A 23891-nucleotide genomic window follows, 5' to 3' on the forward strand; every position below is an offset into this window, starting at 1 on the left:
GGATTTGTTATATAGTTATTCGAAATTTATTTATTTTAGCTATATTATCTAAACAGTAACCAATGAAACTTTAAAAAAAACAAGGTGAAAAAATTATTCCCGATTTTATTGAAGAAGATTATATTTCAGCAATAGAGACCGCATTGAATAGATGCTATTATTACTTTGATAAAAATATAGAAATACGAAGAATTTCTCAGGCTGATGAAAATGAATTAGGTTACGATGGAGTTTTAAATACCATTGTACCTTTTTATATTCAGTTTAAACGCTCTGATTTTTATTCGCCAAGATTTACTGGGAAAATAGCAAATCAACGAAAATCAGTCTCTTTGCCAACCGAAAAAGGTTTTTTTGCATTTGAACTTTTAAAAAAAGATAAAGAATACGGACAACATAATGCCTTATATAAACTCTCACAGAATAACAAAGCAGCTTATGTTGCACCTTTGTTCTTTAAAAGTACCTAATTGGAAAAATTAAAATTCCTTTCGTCTGCATTATTACCAGTTCAGTATCGTGAAGTTTATTTCCATCCTTTAAGAGGAAGAGATTTAATTTGGAGAAATAAAACAATATTCAAAAATTCAATTACAATTCCGCCACACGAAATTATTTCGGATAGAAGCGTAAATCATCATTATTCATTTTGTAAAGATTATAAGGTTGGATTTCACAGTGATCCAATAAATTTAGAATATTTGAAATCAAATAATTTATATTATTTCATTCAAGATGTTTCTGAGCAATTAAATTATAATAATAGCGAAAATATAATTGATAAAAATTTCCGATTGTTATCAGAATTACTTGGACTAAAAAGATGAGTCCGAAGAATATAATTTTATGTTGACAGCTTCAATTAATAGGATTTCGGGTTTAAATTTAGAAAATGATATAAAAAATATAATCAAAGAATTAAGCACAATAGATAAATTACTGATAATTGAAGATATTTTATATCAATATTTCAATATTCGTCAATTTGTAATGTATAATGCTTGGTAAAGGGATTTAAGTTTTCAAAACTATCAGTAATAAATTGCTATAACAATTCTAAAAAAATCATAAAATGGGTAATTTCGATTTGACTCTTTTACCACCCCAGAAGTGGGAAGATTTTGAAAGTTTTTTAAAAGGACTGGTAGATGTAATTTGGAAAGATGAAGGTTGGCAACTGTATGGGAGAAAAGGGCAAAAACAAAATGGTATAGACCTAATAGGATATGATGAAAAACGTAGGCTAACAGGTATTCAGGCAAAAAAAGTCATAAATACAAGTTCCCAAGGACAGTTACTAAATTACAGTTTGCTAACAGAAGATATTATAAAAAAAGAAATAATTAATGCAGAAAATTTTAATCCCCAACTCGAAAGATTCATTTTTGCTACAACTTTTTTCAGAGATGTAAAAATTCAAAATATAATATTAGCAATTAATAAGGAAAGAGCTAAAAAGAATCTTTTTCGAGTAGAAATATGGTTTTGGGAAGATCTGCAAGCAATGATTTTAAACCATAAGGATTTAATGTATTTCTACTTTTCAGATGTTTTAGATAAAATTTATCAATATGACAAAAATGAACATATTTTATTAACTTTTAGAAGAGCATTTTCTCGTCCTGCTTTTGACAGACATATGCAATATGAAGAAAGTGGCGGAGATTTTATTGAGGCCATTAAAGATACTATGCAGACAATTTCGACCGGAAAATTGTATAATAGAGAAAAGATTTAATTGCTACAACTTTTGACTTTACTGAATTATCAAATGAAAATTGGAGAAAAGAGATACGAAAAATCGTAGTAAAGCTTAACGAAATCAGAACGCTATATTTACAAGGAATTCAAGATGGAAGAATTAGACAACACGAAACTTGTCTTGAAATTATGGATTTCAAACTAAGGAATAAATTCGATACTGTCAGAAAAGAATGTTTGGAAATAATGAATAAAATTTTGAAGGAAGCCAAATTGGAATTAATTGAATCAGAACTTTTATAAAAATAATGAGAACTAATTCATTCTGTATTTGTTTGTACAATTATTTCAAAATAAAGTAATGAACATAAATTATCAATACCTGTAATCTGATGAAAAATTGCAAAAAACAAATTCTGACGAGATTTGGGGTCACAGCTTTCACAATTGCAGAATAATCGCTGAGAAGATTCAGTGAAAATACTGATAGTGAATTTTATAATGGTTTTTATTTTTGTCATTTACAGAGTCAGAATATAAATTAACTGTAATTTAAAAACATAAAGAAATATTTATAATATGAAAGAAAACCATTACTATGTTTTAACCGATTCACATTTAAAACAACATATAGTACGATTTGTTAATAAAGATAATGACAAATTGAATGTATACTTCGTGAAAGACAAAGAAGAAAAAAAATTGAATGCTGACATTAAATATTATGAAGCTCCATTAACTCATTCACATCTAAATAAACTGGGATTTTTAAATAATAGCCATCAATACCTTCCTATTGATGGGAAATATGTTTTTTCATTAAATGCAGTAGGAAGCTCTGATAATGGCTTAAGTTTTCTGCTTCTTGGATTTTCGATCGTATCTGAGAAAGATGTATTTAATTTTTTAGTAGAATTTAAAGACAGAACTAAAGAAATTATCACTGAAAAAGAAGTAGTTGAAATACAAAATAAATTTAATTCTTCATATTCAATTAATAATGTAATAGACAATTTTAATTTCAACAATGAATTAATAGATTCAATAATTATAGATTAAAACAATTTTTCTTCGATTTCGGCAATTGGAAATAACTTCATTTTGGTGCTGTATTAATTAAATTTTAAAATTAAATTCAGCACTTAATTTTCTGATAATTTAATAATACCAAACCAAAAATTATAACTGATGAAAACAATATTAGACAGATTTAAGGTAATTAATTTTAGATCAATAGAAGAAAGTGATTGGATAGAAGTATCTGATAATACTTGCTTAGTTGGAACAAACGAAGCTGGAAAAACTAACTTGCTGATAGCTTTGTGGAAATTGAGACCTGCTAACAATGAACCAATCGTACCGTTAGACGATTTTCCACGAAATTTATATAGTAAATACAAGACAGACAATCACTCTGAGGATGTATTCATACAAGCTGACTTTATTTTAAACGATAAGTTGGCAAATGAAATATCATCAGAATTAGATTGTGATATTGAACAAGTCAAAAGAACTTTAGTACAAAGAAAATATAACGGAGAATATCGTATATCTTTCCCATATTCGGAAGTTAGAAGTTTTTCGAGTGAAAGGATAATAACAGTTTTGAACCAATTTAAGACTAATATTGCGAATGAAGATTTTTTCATTAAAGAATCTGATGAAAACAAAAACTTAATTAATGATCTGTTAGAAAACCTAAAGAAAAACTTTGAGGAAGATTATTTTGTTAAATCTGATATTGAAAAAATTATAATAGAAATTCAAAATTTATTGAACACAAATTTTAGCAGAAAGAAAAATATCCCAGAATATTTTGCAAACAATATTTCTAAAAATCTTCAATTTTTCATTGATGCTTTTGATGCGAAGCCCATTTCAACAACTAAAGAAATTAGGCAAAAAGTCCTAAAAAATATACCAAAATTTGTTTATTATTCTGACTATGGAAATCTAGATAGTGAAATCTTTTTACCTCGGGTAATTGAAGATTTAGAACGTAAAGATTTATCTGAATCAGCTAGAGCAAAAGTTAGGACTTTAGACGTACTTTTTAAATATGTTGGTTTATCACCTCAAGAAATTTATGAGTTAGGTAACGATAGAAAAGTCATTATTAAAAAACTAAATCATTATGAGCAAGAAATAAGCTCGCAAGAAGTTGATTTAACAGATGAGGAAGTAAAGGAATGGTCTGAAAAGAAAAAAGAAAGAGGTGTTCTATTACGATCTGCAGCGACGGAATTAACCACTAGCTTTAAAAAATGGTGGCTGCAAGGTGATTATATTTTTGATTTTCAAGCTGATGGAAATCATTTCCGGATAAATGTTTCCGATAAACTTCGTCCCGAACATATTGAGCTTGAAGGAAGAAGTAGAGGTTTGCAATGGTTTTTTAGTTTTTTTCTTGTATTCTTAGTGGAAACAAAAGAAGAACATAACAATACAATATTACTCTTAGACGAACCCGGTTTATCGCTGCATCCAATTGCACAATATGACTTAGCGAAGTTCTTCAGAAAATTGTCAGAGGATAATCAACTACTATATACTTCTCATTCTCCATTCTTGGTTGATATGGATAACTTGGCAAATGTAAAAGCTGTGTATGTTGATTTAGAAACAGGCCGAACAAAAGTTTCTTCCAATTTGCGATATAATGAAACTGATGCTGAAAAATCTATTTATCCTGTTCATGCCGCATTAGGCTTGACAGTATCAGACACGCTTTTATTAGGCTGCAAGCCCATTTTAGTTGAGGGACCAAGTGACCAGATATACTTAAGTTTAATAAAAAGATTCTTGATTGGAAATGGTGATTTAAAATACTCAAAAGAGATTGTTTTTATTCCAACTGGTGGAGTTAGAGGAATGTCACCCGTTTCAAAATTGGTAGCTTCACGAGATAATGATTTACCTATTGTTTTATTAGACTCAGATAAAGCAGGAGAGGATTTCCAAAAACAATTAAAAACTGGCAAATATTTGGACCAAAAAGAAAAAGTAATTGGCGTGAAAGATTTTATAGGGGAAGATATTTATGAAATTGAAGATTTGTTGGAACCAGACTCATTAATTAGGCTGATAGACAAAAAATATAGAGCAGAAAATGATTTTGAAGATTTTTATACCAAAGATAAACCTATTGTAAACCAAGTCGAAGACTGGGCTAGAACAGAGAATATAATTTTAGAAAAAGGTTGGAAAGTCGATATTGCAAGAGATATGCAAAATAAATTTGATAAGAATTTCGATAAAGTTGATGAAAAATACATTTCAATATGGAAGAAACTATTTGAGCAGCTTTTAAGGTGATACGCTGCTTATGATGTTAAAAAAAACTAATACTGAAAGACTTCAACTGGACATCTATTTTCGTTTTTAATAAAACTTTGTTGCTAGCAAAATTCACCTCCGACTTTACCGTAACAGTTAATTAACATATCGCACCAAATATTTGTATGATACTGAATAGACCTAAATTTTTAGAAGATAATTTAAAATATTATAAAAATTTTCCTAAACAAAAAGATTTAGAAATTGATTTTAGAAATATTCCGCCGATATTAAATCTAGACTTTCATGCCTTAAATGGAATATTGCCGATTACAAATTCGAGATTAAAATTTTTAACTGATTCAGGTCATCCAGCAATTTTAACAGTAAATCCTTCTGAAATAGAATACGAATATTATAAAAGTATCGGAGTAAATGAGTTTCAAGCAATTTCAATTGTTTTTAATTTTTTTGCCATAGAAGACAGTCCAGACGGTTCATTAAAAGGTTTACCGTATAATATTTCTTTATTACCTATGACAAACAAAGGTACAATAGATACTTGGAGGATAGAATTACTCGAGCAAATGGATGTTGAACAATTAAGCCAAGAAGGAAATTTAGTTTTCACAGAATTTAATCCTTTTCAATCTTGGAAACAAGGAATGGGAATGGATTATCAAATTTTTTCAAATATAGATTATAATGATTATATTGATACTGTTGGTTTTAATTGGGGAATGTATTTTTTATCTCCAATTTTTGATAAACGAGAAACAAAAGTCTTAGAGAATAGTACGTCATCAAAAGAAACCAATGCGAAATATAGAAAATATAAGACGAATTTATTTTTTAAAAACTTTTCAAATACTGAACCTCGTAGAATTTTCGGGTGTGATTCTCCTATTGAATTATTTCTATTACAGGGAATGTATTTGAAGAAATTGACTCCAATAATACAGACAAATATTTTTAAGTCAGGAGATGTCATTGCAAACTATTTCGAAATGCAAGACAGCGGCATTTGGTTGGGACAAGAACAACTTATTACTCAAGCTGATTTTTATTTTCCAGATAAAAAGCTAGCAATCTTTTGTGACGGAAAAGAATTTCATGATTTAAATAAAGATAAAAAAATTAATGAAGCTTTAAACACATTAGACATAAATGTTTTAAGATTTACTGGAAAAGATATTACTGAAAATTTAGAAAATGTATTAGAGACCATTCAAAACGAATACGAAAAATAATATCTCAACTAAAGTTGTATTAATAAACATGGTTGAGATACATAACAGTGATTATCTAAAAAAAATGTATTTACTTTTATAATAAGAATGATGTGATGAAAAACTGCGGATATAAATGAAAAAGATTGATAACAAAAAATTTCAAAGTTATGATTGGGAAGGCAATGAGTTTCCTCTAAAAGTAACTGAACTTTTTTCACTAACTAATCATTATAAAATTCCTTCTAATTCGACTATTGAAATTTTTAGAGATTATGATTATAGGCTAAAAGGGATATTAAAAGGTGTAACAAAAAATCCAAAAGAATTGGAATACTATGAAGACGATGAACTAAAAAAAGTCGGCTTTATAAAAGGTGAAACAATTGAAGCCAAATCAAATGGAAATATATATCGTATAAAGGGATTTGATATTTCATTTATTAATCAGATTCCATTTAAAAAAGATGATGTATTATATTTTGAGTTTAGATGTGAAGTATATTTAGAAGGTATTGAATTAGTAAATAATAGAAATATTCTACCGGATAAAATATGCGATTACTCTCTTTGCTCAATTCCTGATATTTTGTTTAGTGGACTAACAAAAAGAATAAACTTTAGTGAGCATTATAAATATAGAACCAGTTTAGATCATTACGAAGAGAATATCGAATACTTCGGTAATGGATACTCAAGTTCATGGGATTATTTTGTATTGAATTATCAAAACCAAATTATTTGTATTCAAGCAGTAAATAAAAAATATTTACCAGATAATATGGATGGAATTTTAGTCGAGTATCGTAATATTTCAAATGATTTTCCAGACCAATATTTCAGAAAAATAGTACAAGAGTTTTTATCATTTATATTTGGAAGTCATCTGCAAAATATTGGATCAAGCTCATTCATTAATGGATATGAACTTATCGCAACAGAATCAATAAATCCGTGGTCGAGAAAGTTGTATAAAAATAGAAATATGAATCCTATACCATTAAGTAACGGAAAAGATAGAAATTTTCTTGAGAAAATTCTAAATGAACTTTTTAGCAATTTCGTTAATCAATATAATAAGATATCGCTTTCTGATTGTTTATGGAAACTTTGGATTGGTCAAAGTTCACCGTTAGGAACCAATCTACCAACATTATCTTCGGGCTTAGAGAGTTTAATAGATTCATTTGTTAAAGTTCATGGATTACAAAAAAACATACAGTAAAGATGAAAAGAATAATTATCATATTTTAATCAAAGATGAACTCGAATCTTTAGAAAAAAAGTTGGAGGGATATGAATTTAAGTCATCTATAATTAATAAAATAAAGAATCCTTATAATTTTAGTATTGGAGAAAAGATGCGAGTGTTTTTTAAATATCTAGAGATTCATTTTGATAAAAAATCTATTGAAAATCAAGCTTTATTAGCACGTAACCAAATGACCCATCAAGCTATAAATTATGATACAGTTGAAGAACAACAAAGGATAAAAAAAATATCTGATGCATACGCTACTCTTATTCATCGAGTTATATTAAAAATTTTAGGATATAATTTTTATTACATAAATTATAGTAAACAGGGGATTAAGTATTTACATATTGACAAAAACATGTAATAATTGAATTGTAAAAATAATAATATGTAATAGCCAAGACTTTATCTGACATGTAATATCAACTCACTTTTTTTAGGACACTCTCCCACGAAGTGTGTAAGTTAAAAAGTTAGGGGCTTGGATTTTTATAATCTGAGCCTTTGTTCAAAAATAAGCATAAACTGGTTAAGAACAATACCCCAATTTTGAATTGGCATGGTCCATTTTTTAGTAGCTTCTTTTAAAGCGAGATACACTGATTTCATTACGGCATCATCGGTAGGAAAAGACATTTTGTTTTTGGTGTATTTTCTGATTTTCCCGTTGAGATTTTCAATTAAATTGGTGGTGTAAATGATTTTTCGGATCTCTAAAGGAAATTCAAAAAATACAGTCAGCTCATCCCAATTATTCCGCCAGGATGCGATAGCATAAGAATATTTGCTTTCCCATTTTTCTGCAAAATCACCCAGAGCTGCTTCAGCTGCTTGTTTTGTTGGAGCAGTGTAAATATGTTTCATATCGGCAGAAAAGTCTTTTCTGTCCTTCCAAACTACATATTTGCAGGTATTTCTGATTTGGTGTACAACACAAATTTGGGTTTGAGATTCAGGAAAAACAGAACGGATAGTCTGGGTAAATCCGTTTAAATTATCGGTGGCGGTGATGAGAATATCCTCTACACCACGAGCTTTTAAATCTGTGAGAACGCCCATCCAGAAAGCTGAACTTTCATTTTTTCCAAGCCACATTCCTAACACCTCCTTTCTCCCGTCACGGTTTAATCCCACAGCCAGATAAACTGTTTTATTAATGACTTTGGAGTTTTCTCTTACCTTGAAAACAATGCCATCCATCCAAACAATGAGATATAAATCTTCAAGCGGACGGTTTTGCCAGCTTACCACTTCACTGGCAACAGCATTGGTGATTCGTGAGATGGTAGAAGTAGAAACCTCAAAATCATACATCTCTTTAATTTGCTCTTCAATATCACTTACACTCATTCCCTTAGCATAAAATGAGATGATAATATTTTCCAAACCTTCGATGATGTTGTGTCTCTTTGGGACTAATGCAGGTTCAAAACTACCTTCTCTATCTCGGGGAACTTTAATTTCAGATTCGCCAAATGAGGATTTTATCTTCTTGGTCCCGTGTCCGTTTCTGAAATTTCCAGTGATGGATTTCTGATGCTTTTCATTATCCAGATGGGTGTCCAATTCTGCATCAAGCATATGTTCTACAGCTCGTTTATGCATTTCTTTGAAGAAAGAGGTTAGGTCTTCTCCATTTTTAAAGGACTTATAGAAATCCTTGTTGTTTAATAAGTCTTCTTTGTCTATCATAACTATGTAATGATTAAAAATAATAAAAAGTTATTTCCGTAAAATTTTTTGAGCTATGAGGGCTCAAAATTTTCCAGAATAACTTTTTAACTTACACAGTTAGTGAGACACTACCTTTTTTAGTTTGCTGGTAATTCTTTAGATTTTTCATTAGTTAGATTATTAATCTTTCGTACAACTTCTTTTATATTATAGCAGACTTCGCACACATTTATAGATTTTTCGACTATAGTAATTCTATTATTGGAAGGCTCAAGTTTGATAATGTAATTATTTATTCCTAAAGAAGGATTATTATCCCATCCAATCTCAAAATTGTACTCAACTTTCTTCACATTTTTAAAATATAAATTTTTTATGTAAAACGTAATTAGTTCATTAAAATAACCAATAGTCGATGTAGAATTTAGCTGATAAGCATAATGATTATTAAATAGCTGTATAAGATTTTCTCGTCCATAATTGAAAATTTCAGGACATCTAATATATAACTCTTTGTAATGTAAATTTTCAAAGCTAATACCGTCAATTGAAATAGAGCCAATACATTTTTGAATAATAGTTTTTAATGATATTTCTAATTTGTTTTCATCGTAATCAGTATCAAGTATTAGAGATTTCAAGATTTTGTTTTTATTATCATCATTAAAAATCTGTCTCCAATTTTCATTACGTTCTCTGACGGTACCAAAAGTATTTTTAAGAAATGATTTTTTATTATCAGATTTTGAAACAAAATAATCACTTTTTGTAAGAAGACTTCTTTGTAATAAAAAAGATTTGTGATTTAAAATTTCTTTTCGAAATAAAGGATTAATCTTATTGAAAATATTCTGAAATTCATCTAAATCTCTGCCCGAAAAATCAATAATAAATTTAATTTGTCCATAAAAATAAGGATGCTTTTCCGCAAGCACTATAGGAGTTCTCCAATCTTCATTTACAAGCAGTTCACATTTTGCAATCTCATCATCTTTCTGAATTTTAGGAAAAGACATTGTGGATATTAAATCTATTTGTCTTATTAATGACTTTGAAAAATCTAGTGATTCAAGAAGTAGCTCTATTGAATGTAGATTATTTTTAAAATCATCTGGGGAATCTATATAAGCATTAAAGATTAAATTTGAAATAATGCGGTTGTAATCTCTTAAATGGTTTAATTCTTCTTGAGAATATTGCTTGAGATATTTATCTACTTTTAAAATATAACGCTGAATAGCAAAAAAATAAAGTTTTTGCCACCAATTTGTTGATATAATATTTGCTGAAAAGTAAAACTGGCTAAAAGTCTTAAAAGAATCATTTTCAAGATAGAAACTAAAAAACTCTTCCAATGTCGAATCTAAAATCATCATATTAGATTCTCCAGTGGTTTCAACTTTACATAATTCTAAAAATCGAAAATAGGTTTGCAGATTATTTTTGAAAACATCATTATCAAAAAATTTTTCGAAATCAAAGTCAGGCGATTTTTTGACCAATAAATCTACTACTTCTGAATTAATATAATATCCGTTTGCATTTTTATTTATAATAGAATTTTCTTTTGCTGAGTATTCTTTTATAAAATGACTTAGAAAACTAAGCTTGAAATATTCAAAATAACTACTATCAATCTCATATATGTTTTTACTTTTTGCATTCCAAAAAATATCATTCCAAGAAACATCAAAATTTTGGTTGTAATCTGTCCTCGAATTATCTTTTATTAAATTTTCTTGCTCGATTTTGTTGAATAACCAAGCTTTGAAATTTTCAAAATCAGATAACTGCTTTCCTCTAGCGTTCATTTTTACATAAAGGTCATCAGAAAGATTAAAATCTTTTAAATCTAAAAAATCAAAGTAAATTAAATCTTCAGTAGTAAGACCTTCATATAACAATATTAATTCCTGTTCGGAATAGTTATGATCAACTAATTTGTGTATTTCCTCTATTACATTCAGCATAGAATTGACGGTCGGATCATTCTGCCAAGTATTTGAAAAGCCTTCTTGATTAATAATTTCTTCTTTTAGATTAAGTTTGAAATCCAACTTAACATCAGTACATAATAAATGAATAAAATTTTCCGTACTTTTCCTGGTTCTATATTTGAAATTTTTCAATGTCGATAAATCTTCAAAATTTCCTAGCCTCTTGGCTAAATACCAATGTATAAGAAATAAAGTCGTTAATCTTTGTTGTCCATCTAAGGGAATCAAATAGATTAACTTTTGATCTTTAAAATCTTTCTCTTCAACGAAAGTTTCTCCAATAGTAAGGTCAATAGAATTAGCATAAGTTTTTATACTATTCAACAAGACCTCGATTGCTTTTTTATTTCTCTTATATTCTTCTTCATTTCTGAGCCCAAAAATTTTCCCATACACAAAGTCAAGTCCTAATTTTTCTCTGGAAACAAGAGCATGGATGATCGCTTCAAGAAATTTTTTCCTAATTACGGGGATTTTACCGTAATCTCTACCTTGAGCATAATCTCTTTGGATAGATGGTATCTCAACTCCCTGATCATTGAGGAGTTTCCAAAATGTATAATTTGATATTGACATTTATTAGTTTTTAGTTTGGTAAAAATTCGTTTAACCTTTCTTCAATTCCTTTTTTATACGCTTCTCCATCCTTATTTGTCCAATGTGCGTAAGAAAATTTTTCGTTGAATGTTTTATTAAAAGCATTTAATGTTTCGACTGGTATAAAAACAGGGACCCCTGAATCTGTTTGTCCATTTCTATCAAATCTCAATATTTTTTTCTTTTCTCTTCAAATAGATCATTTTGCAATGCACTGTTGGTATATCTATCCAAAAGTAACAGATTATTAATCTGATGCGTTCTATTTGCGAACAATTTTACTAATTCATCTATTCGTCCAACTAGCAGCTCATCGGTTTTCAGATCTTCAAAGGATTTCTTACTTTTTAATTGATCTAGTATATCTACGTTTTCAAGTTCTTTACCTTCATACTGAAACTTTACCTGTTCCGCAAACCAATTTTTGTACAATTCAAAGTCCGTAATTTCTTTAGGATTCTGGGGGATAATATGCTCTATGCTCCATTTCATATTTACATAGAGCTCAAAAGGAAATTTATTTTCAGAAATGTTATTGATATAGTATAAAACATTGTGGAGTAAGAGAACTTTTTGTGTTTCTGTTTTATGTTTTTCAAAATGCAGATTTTCCAAGTTGTAAATCTTGTAAACTTTTTTTATTATCATCCGTTGCCTCTTTTTTAAAAGCTTCGATAATGAAGGTTTTGAGTTCCTTCTTGGAATCCTTCTTACCTTTACCTTTAAGTTTTTCTATTATTTGACCAAGATTTTTGATATGGGCATTCGTCAAGTAACCTATGAAATGGTAAAGTTCTGAATCTTTGAACCAATCAACAATTTTGTTATGAAGCCGTACTATTTTTTCCCATTCATCTGCAAATGAAGGAGATTTTCCTGTACTGTAGTTATAATTTTTCTCATAAAATCTGTAAGCAAATAGGTTATCCTGTGCTTTTTTATTAAGATGCAAATCAAACAGGTAATCAATTCTTGTTCCCTCTGTGTACAAATCTTCGTTTGGTTGTATGAAATACCAAAAGGAATCTTTCTGTAATGATTTTTCTATTGCATCCCATTCCAAAGCAAACTGACTAACTTTGAAATCTGCCAATTCCTGAACTTCCTTTCTTTTAATGTCCAAAATGAATAGTGCTTTTATCAATTCTGAGCTTGTTAGCTTTATTTTACCTTTATTGTTATTTAGAAAAACGTCTATCACTCTATCATTGTTCATTGCCGAATCCAGCGAATACCAAATCACTTTTACGTCGTTGAGCAGTTTCTTTACAAAACCCTCCGCAGAACCTTTATTAATGAGCATTATTTCACACCACTTGCGGATAAAAAGGCAGACGACAAAAAAGTGATATACATCTACCGTATCATAATCTTTATGCTTCATTATAAAAGCTGACCAAAGCCCATTGGCAGTTTTCAAATTGCTGTAATCTCGCTCTGTAACATCAGAATCTTGAAGTGCATCTATATTGAAAGTAAAAAGCTCATGAAGTTTTGTTTTGAGGAAAACACCGCTACGGGTTCTGGTTGAGAAATCGATCTCATACTTCCAAGAAGAATCTATAGCATTAATAAACTCTAAGTATGACAACAATAGAAATAGTGTTGTTGTTCTCTGCTGACCATCTATTACTTCATTCTTTGCGAAGATTTCTATGGTTTCGGCATCTATCTGTATTTTTTGTCTTTCAATAGCTGTCGGCTTCAAAATAATTGGCTGGAGACAGTATAGTCCGGAATCTTCCTTATACTCATTAATATCGTTAAGTAGTTCTAAAATTTCTTTTTTCCCCCACTTGTATCCTCTTTGATAATTACCAATTTCGAAAGTTATATCCCGTAGTTTTTTGATAGGAAATAATAAGATTGTGTTTTTCTTCACGGTTGTTTTTTAGTTTTATTAATTAAATTACACTGTTAATCACTGTTATTTAGGAGCAATCTCTTATCATGTATTTTGTTCAAAATTCCTCAGCCCCTTATATTGACATTTTTATAAGTTTTTCCAACTAAACTTTTCTTTTTTAACAAATTTGTTAATCCACAAAATAAATGTTCAAATATATATCAAAAAAGTATAGAAAAATTACGGGATAAACTCTCGTGCTAAAGTTTCCCCCTTAAAACCGCCATATCATCACTCACTTTCTTATCCAGGATCTTCGCATAATGCTGAGTGGTTTTTATATTCGTATGTCCAAGCATTTTGCTCACACTTTCAATGGGAACGCCATTGGACAAAGTAACAGTAGTAGCAAATGTGTGTCTTGCAATATGGAACGTTAAATCCTTATTGATTCCACAGACGCTCGCAATTTCTTTTAGATAAGAATTCATTTTCTGATTACTCAAAACAGGAAAAAGGACATCTGAATTGACGCACTGCGGATGATTCTCATATTTTAAAACCATTTCTCGAGCTATAGGTAATAGTGGAACCCTTGTAGAGGTACCGGTCTTCTGACGATGGGTAAAAATCCATTGATCGCCATCAATCCCCACATTGATGTTGGATTTTGACAACTGCTTTACATCCACATAGGCGAGGCCGGTATAGCAGCTAAATAGAAAAATATCCCGAACTTGGTTTAATCGATCTGATGCAAAGTCCTTTTCGTAGATCATCTGAATTTCTTCTTTGGTAAGGTAAGGACGTTCCACAGCTTTGATCTTTGCTTTGTAACCCAGAAAAGGATCTTTCGTGATCCAGCCGTGCGCCATACATAATCGGATGATCTTTTTGAAATTCTTGAGGTATTTCACAGCAGTATTGTTTCCACATTTACGGACACTGCGCAGCCAGAAGTCATAGTCGCTGATAAAACCGTGATCAATTTCTGTGATATCAATATCAGAAACTTTGTATTTCCAACTAATGAATTCCTGCGTATGCTTTAAAGATGTTTTATAACGTTCTAATGTACCGGAGCAAAATCCTGACCGACTAGGGCTTCCACTTTGTCATTATGCTCCTGAAAGATGGGAATGAGCATTCTTTGCTCAATATCGGTTCCAAGCAATTTAGATTTTAAACTCTCTGCTGTTACAAAGTTTTCTTCTTTCAGCATAAGGTAGTGGAAATCGTAAACTTTTTGTTCCAAAGTTTTAAGATAGAGATTCAGCGTTTTAGCTTCTTGCGAATTACCCAATGCCTTGTGTGCTTTAACATCCCATTTCTTCGGATCGATATACCTTTTGGCAGCAATGTCTGCTGCCTTTCCGTCTATTGTAATTCGTAAGTAGATGGGAGCGGTTCCGTTGTTTCTGATTTTATTCTTTTTGATAAAGAATAACAGGTTGAATGTTTTGTTCATTGTGTGATAACTTTAATTGATTAATAATTTACTTTTTGTTACCACTTTTTGCAAGATGTACAATCGTTAGACTACCTATTGGTCGGGTTTTCCTTGATTTTTCGTGACCCATTTTTGTGTTTTTTTGAATGGGACACGAAATAGGACATATAAATCGTGACCTATTTTGGTTTTTTTTGATACCTGCGCTAAAACAAAAAACGCTGTAAACATTGATGTTTACAGCGTTTTAGCTTATTTTGGTTTCTAACCTGGCGGAGAGTGAGGGATTCGAACCCCCGGACCTGTTACAGTCAACAGTTTTCAAGACTGCCGCAATCGACCACTCTGCCAACTCTCCAGAAACTCCGATTTTATCGTCGTTTTCAGTGGTGCAAATATAGAAAGTTTTTGTTTATTGCCAAAATATTTATCAATAAAATTTTAACAAAACTTAATAATCAACTATAAATCAGAGAAATATTTTTATTACTGCAGGTTATAAGCTGTATGAAGAAGGTTTTGTAGTATTGATAATAAAAAAAACGCACTTCAAGAAATGCGTTTGTCTCAATTAAAATTCAATAATTAATGTAATTCTGCCAAATATTTTTCTGCATCCATAGCGGCCATACATCCGCTTCCGGCTGCCGTAATCGCTTGTCTATAAATATGATCCTGAACATCTCCCGCGGCAAAAATTCCAGGAAGGTTGGTTCTCGCAGAGCCTTTTTCAGTTAAGATATATCCATTTTCGTCCAAATTGATTTGGCCTGCAAAAATATCTGTATTCGGCTTGTGACCAATCGCAATAAAAATTCCGTCAACATCCACCGTAGAAGTTTCCTGAGTCTGATTATTGATTACTACCGCTCTTTCAACCAGATTGTTATCACCTTCAATCGCGATTAATTCATGGTGAAATTTAACCTCGATGTTCGGTGTATTCTGTACCCTGTGAATCATTGCTTTGGATGCTCTGAAAGTGTCTTTTCTTACCAGCATGGTCACTTTTTTTGCACAATTTTGCAAGATATGTAGCCTCTTCTGCTGCGGTATCTCCGGCTCCCACAACCACAACATCTTTTCCTTTATAGAAAAATCCGTCACAGGTCGCACACGCAGAAACACCTCCGCCCGCATATTTTTTCTCGTCATCAAGACCCAGATATTTTGCAGTAGCACCCGTAGAAATAATCACGGTTCTGGCAAGAATTTCCTTGTTTCCTGCATATAATTTGTGAACTCCGCCGACTTCTTTAGAAAATTCAACCTTGGTGATCATCTCATAATGCACTTTTGTGTCGAATCTTTCAGCCTGCTTTTGCAAATCCATCATCATTTCAGGACCTGTAATCCCCGCCGGATATCCCGGAAAATTATCCACCTCCGTAGTTGTAGTTAATTGCCCACCCGGCTCCAAACCTGTGTATAACTCAGGTTTCAAATCTGCTCTTGCCGCATAAATTGCTGCTGTAAAGCCGGAAGGACCGGATCCAACGATCACACAATCTAAAATGTTTTGCTCCATAATTTGCTTTTCAAAAGATTTAAAATTTACGTCCGCTAAGTTCGTAATTTTTAATATTTATTTAAAGTTATTTTAATGATACTTGTCAATATCTAATATGTGAATGGTCAATTGTCAACTTTGGATTCTCTTCAGGTAAATTGACAAATGAAATGAATTGACTATTCACCATTCACTTCTTTATACTTTCATCTTAATTTTATCGACGTTGATAATCTTGTAAACCAGTTCTTTAATCAGTTCTGCTTCTGTCATATTGACTGCTCCCAGTCCTTTTCCTTTCATGTCAAATTCACGAAGAATAGAGATCACTCTCGTTGCATGTTTTAGAGGATAGAGTCGTGCCGATTCTGCATAATCTTTTATAAAATAGGGATTTACACCCATCTGTGCGGCAATAACCTGCGGTGGCTGACCGGCCATCGTATTATAAATGATCACATTAGAAAAATAATTATAAAGACTTGCCAGCATCATGACGAAAGGATTGTTTTTCGGATTCTTACCCATAAAATGTGCAATTTTAAAAGCTGCATTGGCATTTTTGGTTCCTAATGCTTTCTGAAGCTCAAATACATTATATTCTTTACTGATCCCGATATGATCTTCCACTATTTTACCGTCCAGAATATCCCCGGGTTTGAGGATAATCTTTAATTTATTCAGTTCATTGGCAATTCTTGAGAGATCATTTCCAAGGTATTCTGCCAGCAAATGAGAGATATTGGGTGCTGTTTTTATTCCCAATGAAATACATTCATCAGCAATCCATTTCGGAAGATTATTTTCCCTGATAGATTCGCTTAAAAATAATGCATTGGATTTGTCTAAAGATTTCATAACCTTTTTTCGGCTGTCCAGCTTCTTATGTTTATGGGCAAAAACCAATACTGTTGACGGTACAGGATTTTGAACATATACGTCTAAAGCACTGCTTTCACTTTCGGTCAGCTTCAGATCCTGCGCTTCTTTTACAATGATCACCTGCTTGTCTCCCATCATCGGAAACTGTCTCGCCAGGGAAAGAATCTCCTGATAAGACGTATCTTTTCCGTACACAACGGTCTGGTTGAATGCCTTTTCATCCTCAGTCAGAAAATCGTGCTCGAAGGCTTTTACAGCAAGATCTATAAAGTAAGGTTCTTCTCCGTGGAAAAAATAAATCGGTAAAACTTCTTTATTTTTAATATTTTTGAGGATTAAATCTAATTCTTTCATCTTATAAATGGAACTTCCAAAACTGAATTTTCAGGAAACTTTTGATTTTAAATTCAAGAGAGACAAAGATAAGTTTTTTATTTATGATTTGGTTCGTAAAACTTACCTTTTGCTCACTCCTGAAGAATGGGTGCGACAGCATTGGGTTCACTATTATCTCACCGTAAAATCTTATTCTGTTTCTGCTTTAATTACTGAAAAAAAAATTGTTTTAAATGGTTTGACCAAAAGAATAGATCTTCTTATCACAGAGAAAACTCAGCCTAAAATTTTAATTGAATGTAAAGCACCACAAATAAAACTGACGGAGAAAACCTTTGAGCAGACAGCAAGATACAACTCTATTATTGGGGCGAAAGAAATTATTTTAACGAATGGTCTGCACCACATCAATGCCTATTATGAGAATGGAGAGTACCGGTTTTATAAACCTGATTAAATGTAAGTTGAATGACAGCTTTGAAATATTTTATTGCTAATGATTGGGTTATTTTTTATTAATTTAGATAAAAGATTTTTGTCATTCATTTGTTATAAATGCTAAACTTTCCTAGCCGCGATTGAGCGGTATGTCTGAGCTCTTTCCTGGTTACGGCGGGCGAAGCCCGCCGTAACCAGGAAAAGCGAGTAGCGAAAGCGGGAAATTGCTCCTTTAAAAAATAAATAAGTAAATACAATTCGACGAAATCAAAAAGCTTCAAATAAAAGATATATATATATATTGCTTTCCAATGTAATCAAATTGCTCCAAAAAACAATAAATACGATTCGACATAGTCAAAAAAAGCTCCTTAAAAAATTAAATTACAAAATATGATACGTTCAATTTTACTTGCCGGAATTTTACTCACTTCAGGAAATTTTTTCAGTCAGAAACTGAAAACCGTTACTTATCAGGACGGTCCGCAAAAACTCAATGGACTGGTAACGTCTAACGCCGGGAAAAAGCTTCCGGGAGTTCTTATTCTTCCTGCCTGGAAGGGTATCGATGACGAAGCAAAAACAGCTGCTGCTGAGCTAGAGAAACAAGGATATATTGCTTTTGTCGCAGATATTTACGGAGAAGGGAATATCCCGACGAATATGGATACAGCGGCAAGAAATTCAGGATATTACAAGAAAAACTATGAAGCTTACCAGAAAAGAATTTCGCTTGCGTTGGAAGAATTAAAGAAAAATGGCGCTATAGCAAATAAAATTGCGGTAATAGGCTATTGTTTCGGAGGAACCGGTGCTTTGGAATCGGCCAGAGGCAATCTGCCTGTTGTGGGTGTGGTTTCCATACACGGAAGCATAGGAAAAGCTCAGGAACGAAAAAACGGACCGATTGCTGCAAAAATTCTGGTTGAAAATCCTGCTGATGACAAAAGTGTGTCGCCGGAAGACTATAATAATTTGATAAAAGAAATGAATGAGGGCAATGCTGACTGGCAGATCATTACGTATGCGCATTCAAAACATACCTTCACGGATCCGAAGTCACCGGATTATAACGAAGTAATGGCAAAAAGAGCCTGGAATCATACATTGATGTTCCTTAAGGAAATCCTTAAATAATATACCAATAAATTAATGTAACAGTATAACAATTTAATCTCATTATTGTTACACTGTTACATTTTTAGATTATTACATTTTTCAATCCACTCCTTCATCTTCCCTGTGTACCGATTCCATGGAAAAGGCGGGAAGGCAGATGGAGACATACTCACATTCTTCAGGGAAAGGGTTGCTGTAGCGAATTCTTGCTCCTTTTTCGATGAAGATACTTTGTCCTTTTTCTAAGATCACTGTTTCACCGTCGATTTCAAATTGCTTTTTTCCTGAAATAATAAGGGTGAATTCATCAAATTCGGGTGTCTGATGGGGTTCGCTCCAATCCGGAGGCGCTACCATGTGTGCGATAGAGATATTGGAGTTTCCAGTGGAATTTCCCCAGTGTTCCTCAATCAGTTTTCCGTCGGTTGTTGGTACTATAAATGGCGTCTGCTGAATTTTAAATTTTTTCATAACCAGTTTTCTTTTTTGATTTGATATAAGATATTCATTCTTGAAGGTTCTCCGAAGTAAGCGATTTCATATTCGCCTTTGTTCCCTGCTCCCAGTTTTTCTATAGCGATTCTGGATCGAATATTGTCTTTTCCGACATGGAAATAAACAGTATCAACAAACTGAAAGATATAATCCAGCATCAGTTTTTTGATCTGTGGATTAATTCCTTTTCCCCAGCACTTTGTTCCGTAGAAAGTGTATCCTATGAAAATGCTGTTTTCTTTTTCGTTGTAATCATAAAAACGGCTGCTTCCCAGGATTTCGTCTGTAGATTTTTCAACAATTTTAAAAGCGCCGCCACTTTTCATAGCACCATTAAAAAAGATTTCAAAAACCTCTTTTTGATATCGGTCTTTATTGGGATGCTGTTTCCAGACTTCGGGATCGGAAGCAACATTATATAAAGACTCAAAATCCCCTTGTTGTAAGGGGATTAATTGATATTCCTGATTTTCTAATATAGTTTGAATAGAAAAATTCATCGGATAATATTTTGTGGATTCTGATCAGACAGAATATATGATTTGAATACTTTTAGCTCTTTGTTTTGGCAGCGTCAGCTTCTATTTTCTTTATTTCCTTTAGTTTGTCTGCAATTTTAGTTACAGCTTCAGGGCTTGAAGGTTTTAATGCTACCTCAGCCTGAGCCATGTCCCATTTTAAAACCAGATTTGCGGAATTTTCGCCTGTTGGATTTAGCGTGATTTCAAACCATTCCTGCTTATCGGCAAGCTTGTTTACCGGAACAGTAACATCCACGACATCCTGCTTAGGATCGTAAGTGTAAGCGCCCCACTGCTGGAAGTCTTTGTTTAATATTACTTTCCATTCTTTTTCGGTAGGAATGATGAATAATCCGTATGTTCCTGGCTGAACGATTTTTCCGCCAAAATTCACCGACTGCCCGAAAGTAATTTTGGTAGATGAGTTGGCGCCTGCTCTCCAAACCTGTCCGTAAGGCACCAGTTCTCCAAATATTTTTCTTCCTTTCACGCCCGGTCTTCCGTAGTCTATTGTAATTTTTGACATAGAAAACTGCTGTTCAACTTTCTGGCGCGGACTCACCGCCGGCACCGAGTAATCCTGAGCAAAACCTAATGCTGATACTGATATGCATAATGCAACTATTACTTTTTTCACTTTTAAAAATTTTGCCTAAAATACAAAAACGAGATCAAAATTCTATTTCTCAGCGATAATAAATTTATGTTAAAGAATCTAGGTAAGCGAATACATTAATCTAATTTCATTATAAGCTTGTGATAAGTTTTTTTAACCACAAAAGCTCCAAAAGATTAGAAGTTTCTATCTTAAGCCCTTTTTATAAAAAGAAAAAGCTAACAATAGTTTTTAAAAATCTTTGATTTTATTCTTTTGAAAGCTATGATCAGTTCATAAAACTTTTAAAATTGTCTTTTGCATCTTTTGCGGTTAATTCAATAATTGATTTAAAATCTTCCGGCTCTGTTCCATGGCCAGTCCGAAAATGATGTGTGAACCGAATTCCCAAACCCACCATGATGTGGGCATTTCAGAAACTTTTCCCTGTAACCCTAATGCCGGAACGGCAGAACCGTGTGTGAATGCCCATACCGCAATACCTGCTGCGGAGCCTTCACCTGCTTTAATGTATTTATTGTTATTTGCTAACAAAACATACGTAATTCCAATCGCGGTTCCTAATGTATAATGGATTACTTTCATCGATTGTAAAGTGTCATTGTACGACAGTTCCTTATAGCAAATGTTCTTATAAATTTCTTTGGCCAATACTGCCGGCGGCATATTTTCCGGCTGATACGTAACATCTGCACCCCGTAAATCGAGTTCATCTGGTTTTGGTGGAAATAAGCTTTCACCCAGCTTTTGTAAAGGCGGTTCTGCGATAGATTTAATGAAAGAAGCCAATAATCCAACTGCAATTCCTTTTATAATATCTTTTGTGAGTGTGTTCATTGTTGAAAGTTTAAAATAGGAGAGTGGTTAATGCTGACTTTAATTACGCATCATGATGGTTTAAGTAATGCGAATAAAAGTCAAAACCATCCTGCTAGAGATGGTTTTGTTTTTATGCTTACTTTATTTTCTTCAGGAGCGCGATCAGTTTTTCGGCTGCAACTTCGGATGAAGCAGGATTTTGCCCGGTGATCAGAAGGCCGTCCTGAATAACGTGTACGCCCCAGTCATCGGTTTTGCTGTAATGCCCGCCGGATTTTTTCAGTTCATCTTCTACCAGGAAAGGAACAACGTCGGTCAGCTGTACCGCCTCTTCCTCGGTGTTGGAAAAACCGGTAACATTTTTACCTTTTACGAACGGATCACCATTTCCCAGTTTTATATCTTTAAAAACACCAGGTGCATGACAAACGGCTCCTACAGGTTTTTCCGTATTATAGAAATCAAGAATTAATTGTTGAGAATCTTTATCGTACGCCAGGTCCCAAAGTGGTCCGTGGCCTCCCGGATAGAAAACAGCATCGAAATCTGCGGCTTTCTGATCACTTAATCTGTGGGTATTGGCAATGATGTTTTGCACTTCTTCATCTTTGTAATAGCGTTCTGTAGCGGGAGTCTGGGCATCAGGATCTTCACTTTTGGGATCAATGGGTGCCTGTCCGCCTTTTGGCGTAGCGACTACAATGTCAAATCCTTCATCTTTAAATGAATAATAGGGTGCCGCAAATTCTTCTACCCAAAAACCTGTTTTTTTGCCGGTGTTTCCCAGCTCATCGTGGGAGGTAAGTACAAATAATACTTTCATATTGAATATTTTTAGTGTTAATTTAGAAAAGAGTCTTCAGGTTAAAAATGTCGCTTTGTATGTTGCGACGAATCTTCAGACGATGTCCGGGATACTTACATACAAGTTTATTGCCAATCCGGATTGGATGTTATGCAAAAACAAACTAGCCTCAATAGATTTAGCTTTGAGATTGAAGTGGGGAAGTGGTTGGGGACTGAAAAATGGTTCCGGGATGTTTTGAGGATAATCCAAAACAGTTTCTGTGTTGATTTATTTTCTTGCGGTCTTTCTGTAATTTCTTACCAGAATAAAAATGGCAAATAAAAAAATGATCGCATACAGTGCCGATAAAGCGGGGTTTTCGAGGCTCCGTGTTTTGAAATCAAACTGTTTGTATAATGCTCCGCCGACAATAATGGCAACGATTGTCATCGTGAATACAGGTGCTTTGCTGTTCTCCATAATTTTAAAGTTTTGTTTTAATTAAGATATGGTCTTAACTAAGATGTTTATTAGTCGATCACAAATATAATAAACTGTGAACAAAATAAATCTCCAAAGCTGATACTTTGGAGATTTATTACAATAGAATGTTTAAATTAAATTTAACCGCAAAAGGTGCAAAAGACAATTTTAAAAGTTTTATAAGCTGATCAAAGCTTTCAAAAGAACAAAAATCAAAGATTTTAAAAACTATTGTGTTCTTTATTCTTAATGTTTATTAACTTTAATCAAAAGAATCTAAATCTTTTGTAGCTTTTATGGTTAATAAAAAACTTAATTATTAATCAATTATTTTTTAGGTTTTAAAGAAAGATTATCTACATACACTGCCTGATGAACGCTATTCAGCAATACTTTCAGCCCAAGATTCGCCTCTTTTTTCAGAGAAATGGTGAATGTTTTTTTACCTCCGGCTATTTTTGAAGGTTTAGCTATAGAAATATAAGATTTAGGATCGGAAGTATTGTTAATAGAGAAAAGTTCCAGAATGGTATCGCCTCCGTTATCTGAAATATCAAGCGTTAAAGTATAGTTTCCTGCCTTGATTCTAGGGGTTACCAGATACATATTTTCACCGGGATTGGTCATGGAATAAAATATGATCTTTTTGTCGCTGGCGTAAAGCATTGCCTTTCCTTGTTGAGCGGTCCAGCATGGGCCGATCTCCTTCCAGCTGTCAAAATTTTCTGTAATGGAGGATACCGGTTTGCACTGTGCATTGGCCATTAAAAAAACCTCCTAAAGTTATTATTCCTGCGAATAGTATTTTTCTCATATACGTTGATCTATTATCACGTAAAAATAGGTAAAAAAATGGA

26 protein-coding genes, 1 tRNA gene and 1 pseudogene are annotated in these 23891 nt (G+C 32.4%); 11 read left to right on the forward strand and 17 right to left on the reverse strand.

Annotation, left to right across the window (positions count from 1 at the left end; all coding sequences use genetic code 11):
* Nucleotides 1–143 precede the first annotated feature (143 nt).
* The 8 genes from AAHI02_RS00705 to AAHI02_RS00740 all read left to right on the forward strand — a co-directional run bounded on the left by AAHI02_RS00705 (nucleotide 144) and on the right by AAHI02_RS00740 (nucleotide 7828).
* The gene (locus tag AAHI02_RS00705) at nucleotides 144–470 is read left to right on the forward strand and encodes a hypothetical protein (RefSeq protein WP_346984972.1); all 327 of its coding nucleotides are present in this window, start codon (nucleotides 144–146) and stop codon (nucleotides 468–470) included.
* Nucleotides 471–827, forward strand: a complete 357-nt coding sequence (locus AAHI02_RS00710; protein WP_346984973.1) for a hypothetical protein — start codon at nucleotides 471–473, stop codon at nucleotides 825–827.
* Nucleotides 828–1072: 245 nt separating this feature from the next.
* Nucleotides 1073–1738, forward strand: coding sequence for a hypothetical protein (locus tag AAHI02_RS00715; RefSeq protein WP_346984974.1), 666 nt, complete (start codon nucleotides 1073–1075; stop codon nucleotides 1736–1738).
* A 641-nt stretch (nucleotides 1739–2379) separates the two neighbouring features.
* Nucleotides 2380–2760 carry a hypothetical protein gene (locus AAHI02_RS00720; RefSeq protein WP_346984975.1) on the forward strand — a complete coding sequence of 127 codons (381 nt, stop codon included), beginning with the start codon at nucleotides 2380–2382 and terminating at the stop codon, nucleotides 2758–2760.
* Between the two features lie 129 nt (nucleotides 2761–2889).
* Entirely contained in the window at nucleotides 2890–5016 is a 2127-nt protein-coding gene (locus AAHI02_RS00725; protein WP_346984976.1) for an AAA family ATPase, read from the forward strand.
* A 146-nt stretch (nucleotides 5017–5162) separates the two neighbouring features.
* On the forward strand, nucleotides 5163–6227 hold the full coding sequence (locus AAHI02_RS00730) for a DUF559 domain-containing protein (RefSeq protein WP_346984977.1): 1065 nt from the start codon (nucleotides 5163–5165) through the stop codon (nucleotides 6225–6227).
* A gap of 115 nt (nucleotides 6228–6342) precedes the next feature.
* Nucleotides 6343–7431: a hypothetical protein gene (locus AAHI02_RS00735; protein ID WP_346984978.1), complete on the forward strand. Its 1089-nt coding sequence runs from the start codon at nucleotides 6343–6345 to the stop codon at nucleotides 7429–7431.
* Nucleotides 7406–7828 (forward strand): hypothetical protein, encoded by a 423-nt coding sequence (locus AAHI02_RS00740; protein WP_346984979.1) that lies wholly within the window; start codon nucleotides 7406–7408, stop codon nucleotides 7826–7828. Before AAHI02_RS00735 ends, AAHI02_RS00740 begins: the two co-directional genes overlap by 26 nt.
* Nucleotides 7829–7953: 125 nt before the next feature.
* Here AAHI02_RS00740 and AAHI02_RS00745 read toward each other — a convergent pair whose 3' ends face one another.
* From AAHI02_RS00745 to holA, 10 genes and pseudogenes are all read right to left on the reverse strand, one after another.
* Complete coding sequence (locus AAHI02_RS00745) at nucleotides 7954–9156, reverse strand: IS256 family transposase (protein ID WP_346983900.1); 1203 nt, start codon at nucleotides 9154–9156, stop codon at nucleotides 7954–7956.
* 119 nt (nucleotides 9157–9275) lie between these two features.
* Nucleotides 9276–11711, reverse strand: coding sequence for a DUF262 domain-containing protein (locus AAHI02_RS00750; RefSeq protein ID WP_346984980.1), 2436 nt, complete (start codon nucleotides 11709–11711; stop codon nucleotides 9276–9278).
* A 10-nt stretch (nucleotides 11712–11721) separates the two neighbouring features.
* Nucleotides 11722–11904 (reverse strand): hypothetical protein, encoded by a 183-nt coding sequence (locus AAHI02_RS00755; protein WP_346984981.1) that lies wholly within the window; start codon nucleotides 11902–11904, stop codon nucleotides 11722–11724.
* Complete coding sequence (locus tag AAHI02_RS00760) at nucleotides 11901–12380, reverse strand: DUF1524 domain-containing protein (protein ID WP_346984982.1); 480 nt, start codon at nucleotides 12378–12380, stop codon at nucleotides 11901–11903. Before AAHI02_RS00760 ends, AAHI02_RS00755 begins: the two co-directional genes overlap by 4 nt.
* Nucleotides 12328–13614, reverse strand: coding sequence for a DUF262 domain-containing protein (locus tag AAHI02_RS00765; protein WP_346984983.1), 1287 nt, complete (start codon nucleotides 13612–13614; stop codon nucleotides 12328–12330). The genes AAHI02_RS00760 and AAHI02_RS00765 overlap by 53 nt, the downstream gene beginning before the upstream one ends.
* A 224-nt stretch (nucleotides 13615–13838) precedes the next feature.
* A complete protein-coding gene (locus AAHI02_RS00770) occupies nucleotides 13839–14609 on the reverse strand; it encodes a site-specific integrase (RefSeq protein WP_346986651.1) in 771 nt (256 codons plus the stop codon).
* A 38-nt stretch (nucleotides 14610–14647) separates the two neighbouring features.
* Nucleotides 14648–15046, reverse strand: coding sequence for an Arm DNA-binding domain-containing protein (locus AAHI02_RS00775; RefSeq protein WP_346984984.1), 399 nt, complete (start codon nucleotides 15044–15046; stop codon nucleotides 14648–14650).
* A 252-nt stretch (nucleotides 15047–15298) separates the two neighbouring features.
* Nucleotides 15299–15386 (reverse strand) — tRNA-Ser (locus AAHI02_RS00780).
* 227 nt (nucleotides 15387–15613) lie between these two features.
* Nucleotides 15614–16556, reverse strand: a pseudogene (trxB, locus tag AAHI02_RS00785) (thioredoxin-disulfide reductase).
* A 180-nt stretch (nucleotides 16557–16736) separates the two neighbouring features.
* A complete protein-coding gene (gene holA / locus AAHI02_RS00790; protein ID WP_346984985.1) occupies nucleotides 16737–17774 on the reverse strand; it encodes a DNA polymerase III subunit delta in 1038 nt (345 codons plus the stop codon).
* Nucleotides 17775–17781: 7 nt separating this feature from the next.
* Here holA and AAHI02_RS00795 point away from each other — a divergent pair, with 7 nt between their 5' ends.
* A complete protein-coding gene (locus tag AAHI02_RS00795) occupies nucleotides 17782–18213 on the forward strand; it encodes a type I restriction enzyme HsdR N-terminal domain-containing protein (protein WP_346984986.1) in 432 nt (143 codons plus the stop codon).
* A gap of 374 nt (nucleotides 18214–18587) precedes the next feature.
* On the forward strand, nucleotides 18588–19331 hold the full coding sequence (locus AAHI02_RS00800) for a dienelactone hydrolase family protein (RefSeq protein ID WP_346984987.1): 744 nt from the start codon (nucleotides 18588–18590) through the stop codon (nucleotides 19329–19331).
* Nucleotides 19332–19412: 81 nt separating this feature from the next.
* Here AAHI02_RS00800 and AAHI02_RS00805 read toward each other — a convergent pair whose 3' ends face one another.
* From AAHI02_RS00805 to AAHI02_RS00825, 5 genes are all read right to left on the reverse strand, one after another.
* Nucleotides 19413–19784 carry a cupin domain-containing protein gene (locus AAHI02_RS00805; protein WP_346984988.1) on the reverse strand — a complete coding sequence of 124 codons (372 nt, stop codon included), beginning with the start codon at nucleotides 19782–19784 and terminating at the stop codon, nucleotides 19413–19415.
* Nucleotides 19781–20308, reverse strand: a complete 528-nt coding sequence (locus AAHI02_RS00810) for a GNAT family N-acetyltransferase (RefSeq protein WP_346984989.1) — start codon at nucleotides 20306–20308, stop codon at nucleotides 19781–19783. Before AAHI02_RS00810 ends, AAHI02_RS00805 begins: the two co-directional genes overlap by 4 nt.
* 52 nt (nucleotides 20309–20360) lie before the next feature.
* Nucleotides 20361–20966, reverse strand: coding sequence for a DUF2911 domain-containing protein (locus AAHI02_RS00815; protein WP_346984990.1), 606 nt, complete (start codon nucleotides 20964–20966; stop codon nucleotides 20361–20363).
* 291 nt (nucleotides 20967–21257) lie between these two features.
* Nucleotides 21258–21782 (reverse strand): DUF1440 domain-containing protein, encoded by a 525-nt coding sequence (locus AAHI02_RS00820; RefSeq protein ID WP_346984991.1) that lies wholly within the window; start codon nucleotides 21780–21782, stop codon nucleotides 21258–21260.
* Nucleotides 21783–21900: 118 nt separating this feature from the next.
* Nucleotides 21901–22587 carry a type 1 glutamine amidotransferase domain-containing protein gene (locus AAHI02_RS00825; protein ID WP_346984992.1) on the reverse strand — a complete coding sequence of 229 codons (687 nt, stop codon included), beginning with the start codon at nucleotides 22585–22587 and terminating at the stop codon, nucleotides 21901–21903.
* Nucleotide 22588: 1 nt separating this feature from the next.
* Here AAHI02_RS00825 and AAHI02_RS00830 point away from each other — a divergent pair, with 1 nt between their 5' ends.
* The gene (locus tag AAHI02_RS00830) at nucleotides 22589–22810 is read left to right on the forward strand and encodes a hypothetical protein (RefSeq protein WP_346984993.1); all 222 of its coding nucleotides are present in this window, start codon (nucleotides 22589–22591) and stop codon (nucleotides 22808–22810) included.
* Between the two features lie 29 nt (nucleotides 22811–22839).
* On the opposite strand, the gene AAHI02_RS00835 is transcribed toward AAHI02_RS00830, so the two are convergent.
* Nucleotides 22840–23031, reverse strand: a complete 192-nt coding sequence (locus AAHI02_RS00835; RefSeq protein ID WP_346984994.1) for a hypothetical protein — start codon at nucleotides 23029–23031, stop codon at nucleotides 22840–22842.
* Between the two features lie 330 nt (nucleotides 23032–23361).
* Nucleotides 23362–23799 carry a hypothetical protein gene (locus AAHI02_RS00840; RefSeq protein WP_346984995.1) on the reverse strand — a complete coding sequence of 146 codons (438 nt, stop codon included), beginning with the start codon at nucleotides 23797–23799 and terminating at the stop codon, nucleotides 23362–23364.
* Nucleotides 23800–23891 lie beyond the last annotated feature (92 nt).

Source organism: Chryseobacterium sp. POE27 (genome assembly GCF_039727685.1).
Classification (GTDB): Bacteria; Bacteroidota; Bacteroidia; order Flavobacteriales; family Weeksellaceae; genus Chryseobacterium.

Bases quoted from the DNA above. Each gene is read 5' to 3' on its own strand.
- AAHI02_RS00840 (WP_346984995.1), bottom strand. From the start codon at position 23,799: ATGGCCAATGCACAGTGCAAACCGGTATCCTCCATTACAGAAAATTTT.
- AAHI02_RS00800 (WP_346984987.1), top strand. From the start codon at position 18,588: ATGATACGTTCAATTTTACTTGCCGGAATTTTACTCACTTCAGGAAAT.
- AAHI02_RS00810 (WP_346984989.1), bottom strand. From the start codon at position 20,308: ATGAATTTTTCTATTCAAACTATATTAGAAAATCAGGAATATCAATTA.
- AAHI02_RS00795 (WP_346984986.1), top strand. From the start codon at position 17,782: ATGGAACTTCCAAAACTGAATTTTCAGGAAACTTTTGATTTTAAATTC.
- AAHI02_RS00805 (WP_346984988.1), bottom strand. From the start codon at position 19,784: ATGAAAAAATTTAAAATTCAGCAGACGCCATTTATAGTACCAACAACC.
- AAHI02_RS00750 (WP_346984980.1), bottom strand. From the start codon at position 11,711: ATGTCAATATCAAATTATACATTTTGGAAACTCCTCAATGATCAGGGA.
- AAHI02_RS00775 (WP_346984984.1), bottom strand. From the start codon at position 15,046: ATGAACAAAACATTCAACCTGTTATTCTTTATCAAAAAGAATAAAATC.
- AAHI02_RS00740 (WP_346984979.1), top strand. From the start codon at position 7,406: ATGGATTACAAAAAAACATACAGTAAAGATGAAAAGAATAATTATCAT.
- AAHI02_RS00725 (WP_346984976.1), top strand. From the start codon at position 2,890: ATGAAAACAATATTAGACAGATTTAAGGTAATTAATTTTAGATCAATA.
- AAHI02_RS00745 (WP_346983900.1), bottom strand. From the start codon at position 9,156: ATGATAGACAAAGAAGACTTATTAAACAACAAGGATTTCTATAAGTCC.
- AAHI02_RS00825 (WP_346984992.1), bottom strand. From the start codon at position 22,587: ATGAAAGTATTATTTGTACTTACCTCCCACGATGAGCTGGGAAACACC.
- holA (WP_346984985.1), bottom strand. From the start codon at position 17,774: ATGAAAGAATTAGATTTAATCCTCAAAAATATTAAAAATAAAGAAGTT.
- AAHI02_RS00730 (WP_346984977.1), top strand. From the start codon at position 5,163: ATGATACTGAATAGACCTAAATTTTTAGAAGATAATTTAAAATATTAT.
- AAHI02_RS00715 (WP_346984974.1), top strand. From the start codon at position 1,073: ATGGGTAATTTCGATTTGACTCTTTTACCACCCCAGAAGTGGGAAGAT.
- AAHI02_RS00820 (WP_346984991.1), bottom strand. From the start codon at position 21,782: ATGAACACACTCACAAAAGATATTATAAAAGGAATTGCAGTTGGATTA.
- AAHI02_RS00760 (WP_346984982.1), bottom strand. From the start codon at position 12,380: ATGATAATAAAAAAAGTTTACAAGATTTACAACTTGGAAAATCTGCAT.
- AAHI02_RS00735 (WP_346984978.1), top strand. From the start codon at position 6,343: ATGAAAAAGATTGATAACAAAAAATTTCAAAGTTATGATTGGGAAGGC.
- AAHI02_RS00835 (WP_346984994.1), bottom strand. From the start codon at position 23,031: ATGGAGAACAGCAAAGCACCTGTATTCACGATGACAATCGTTGCCATT.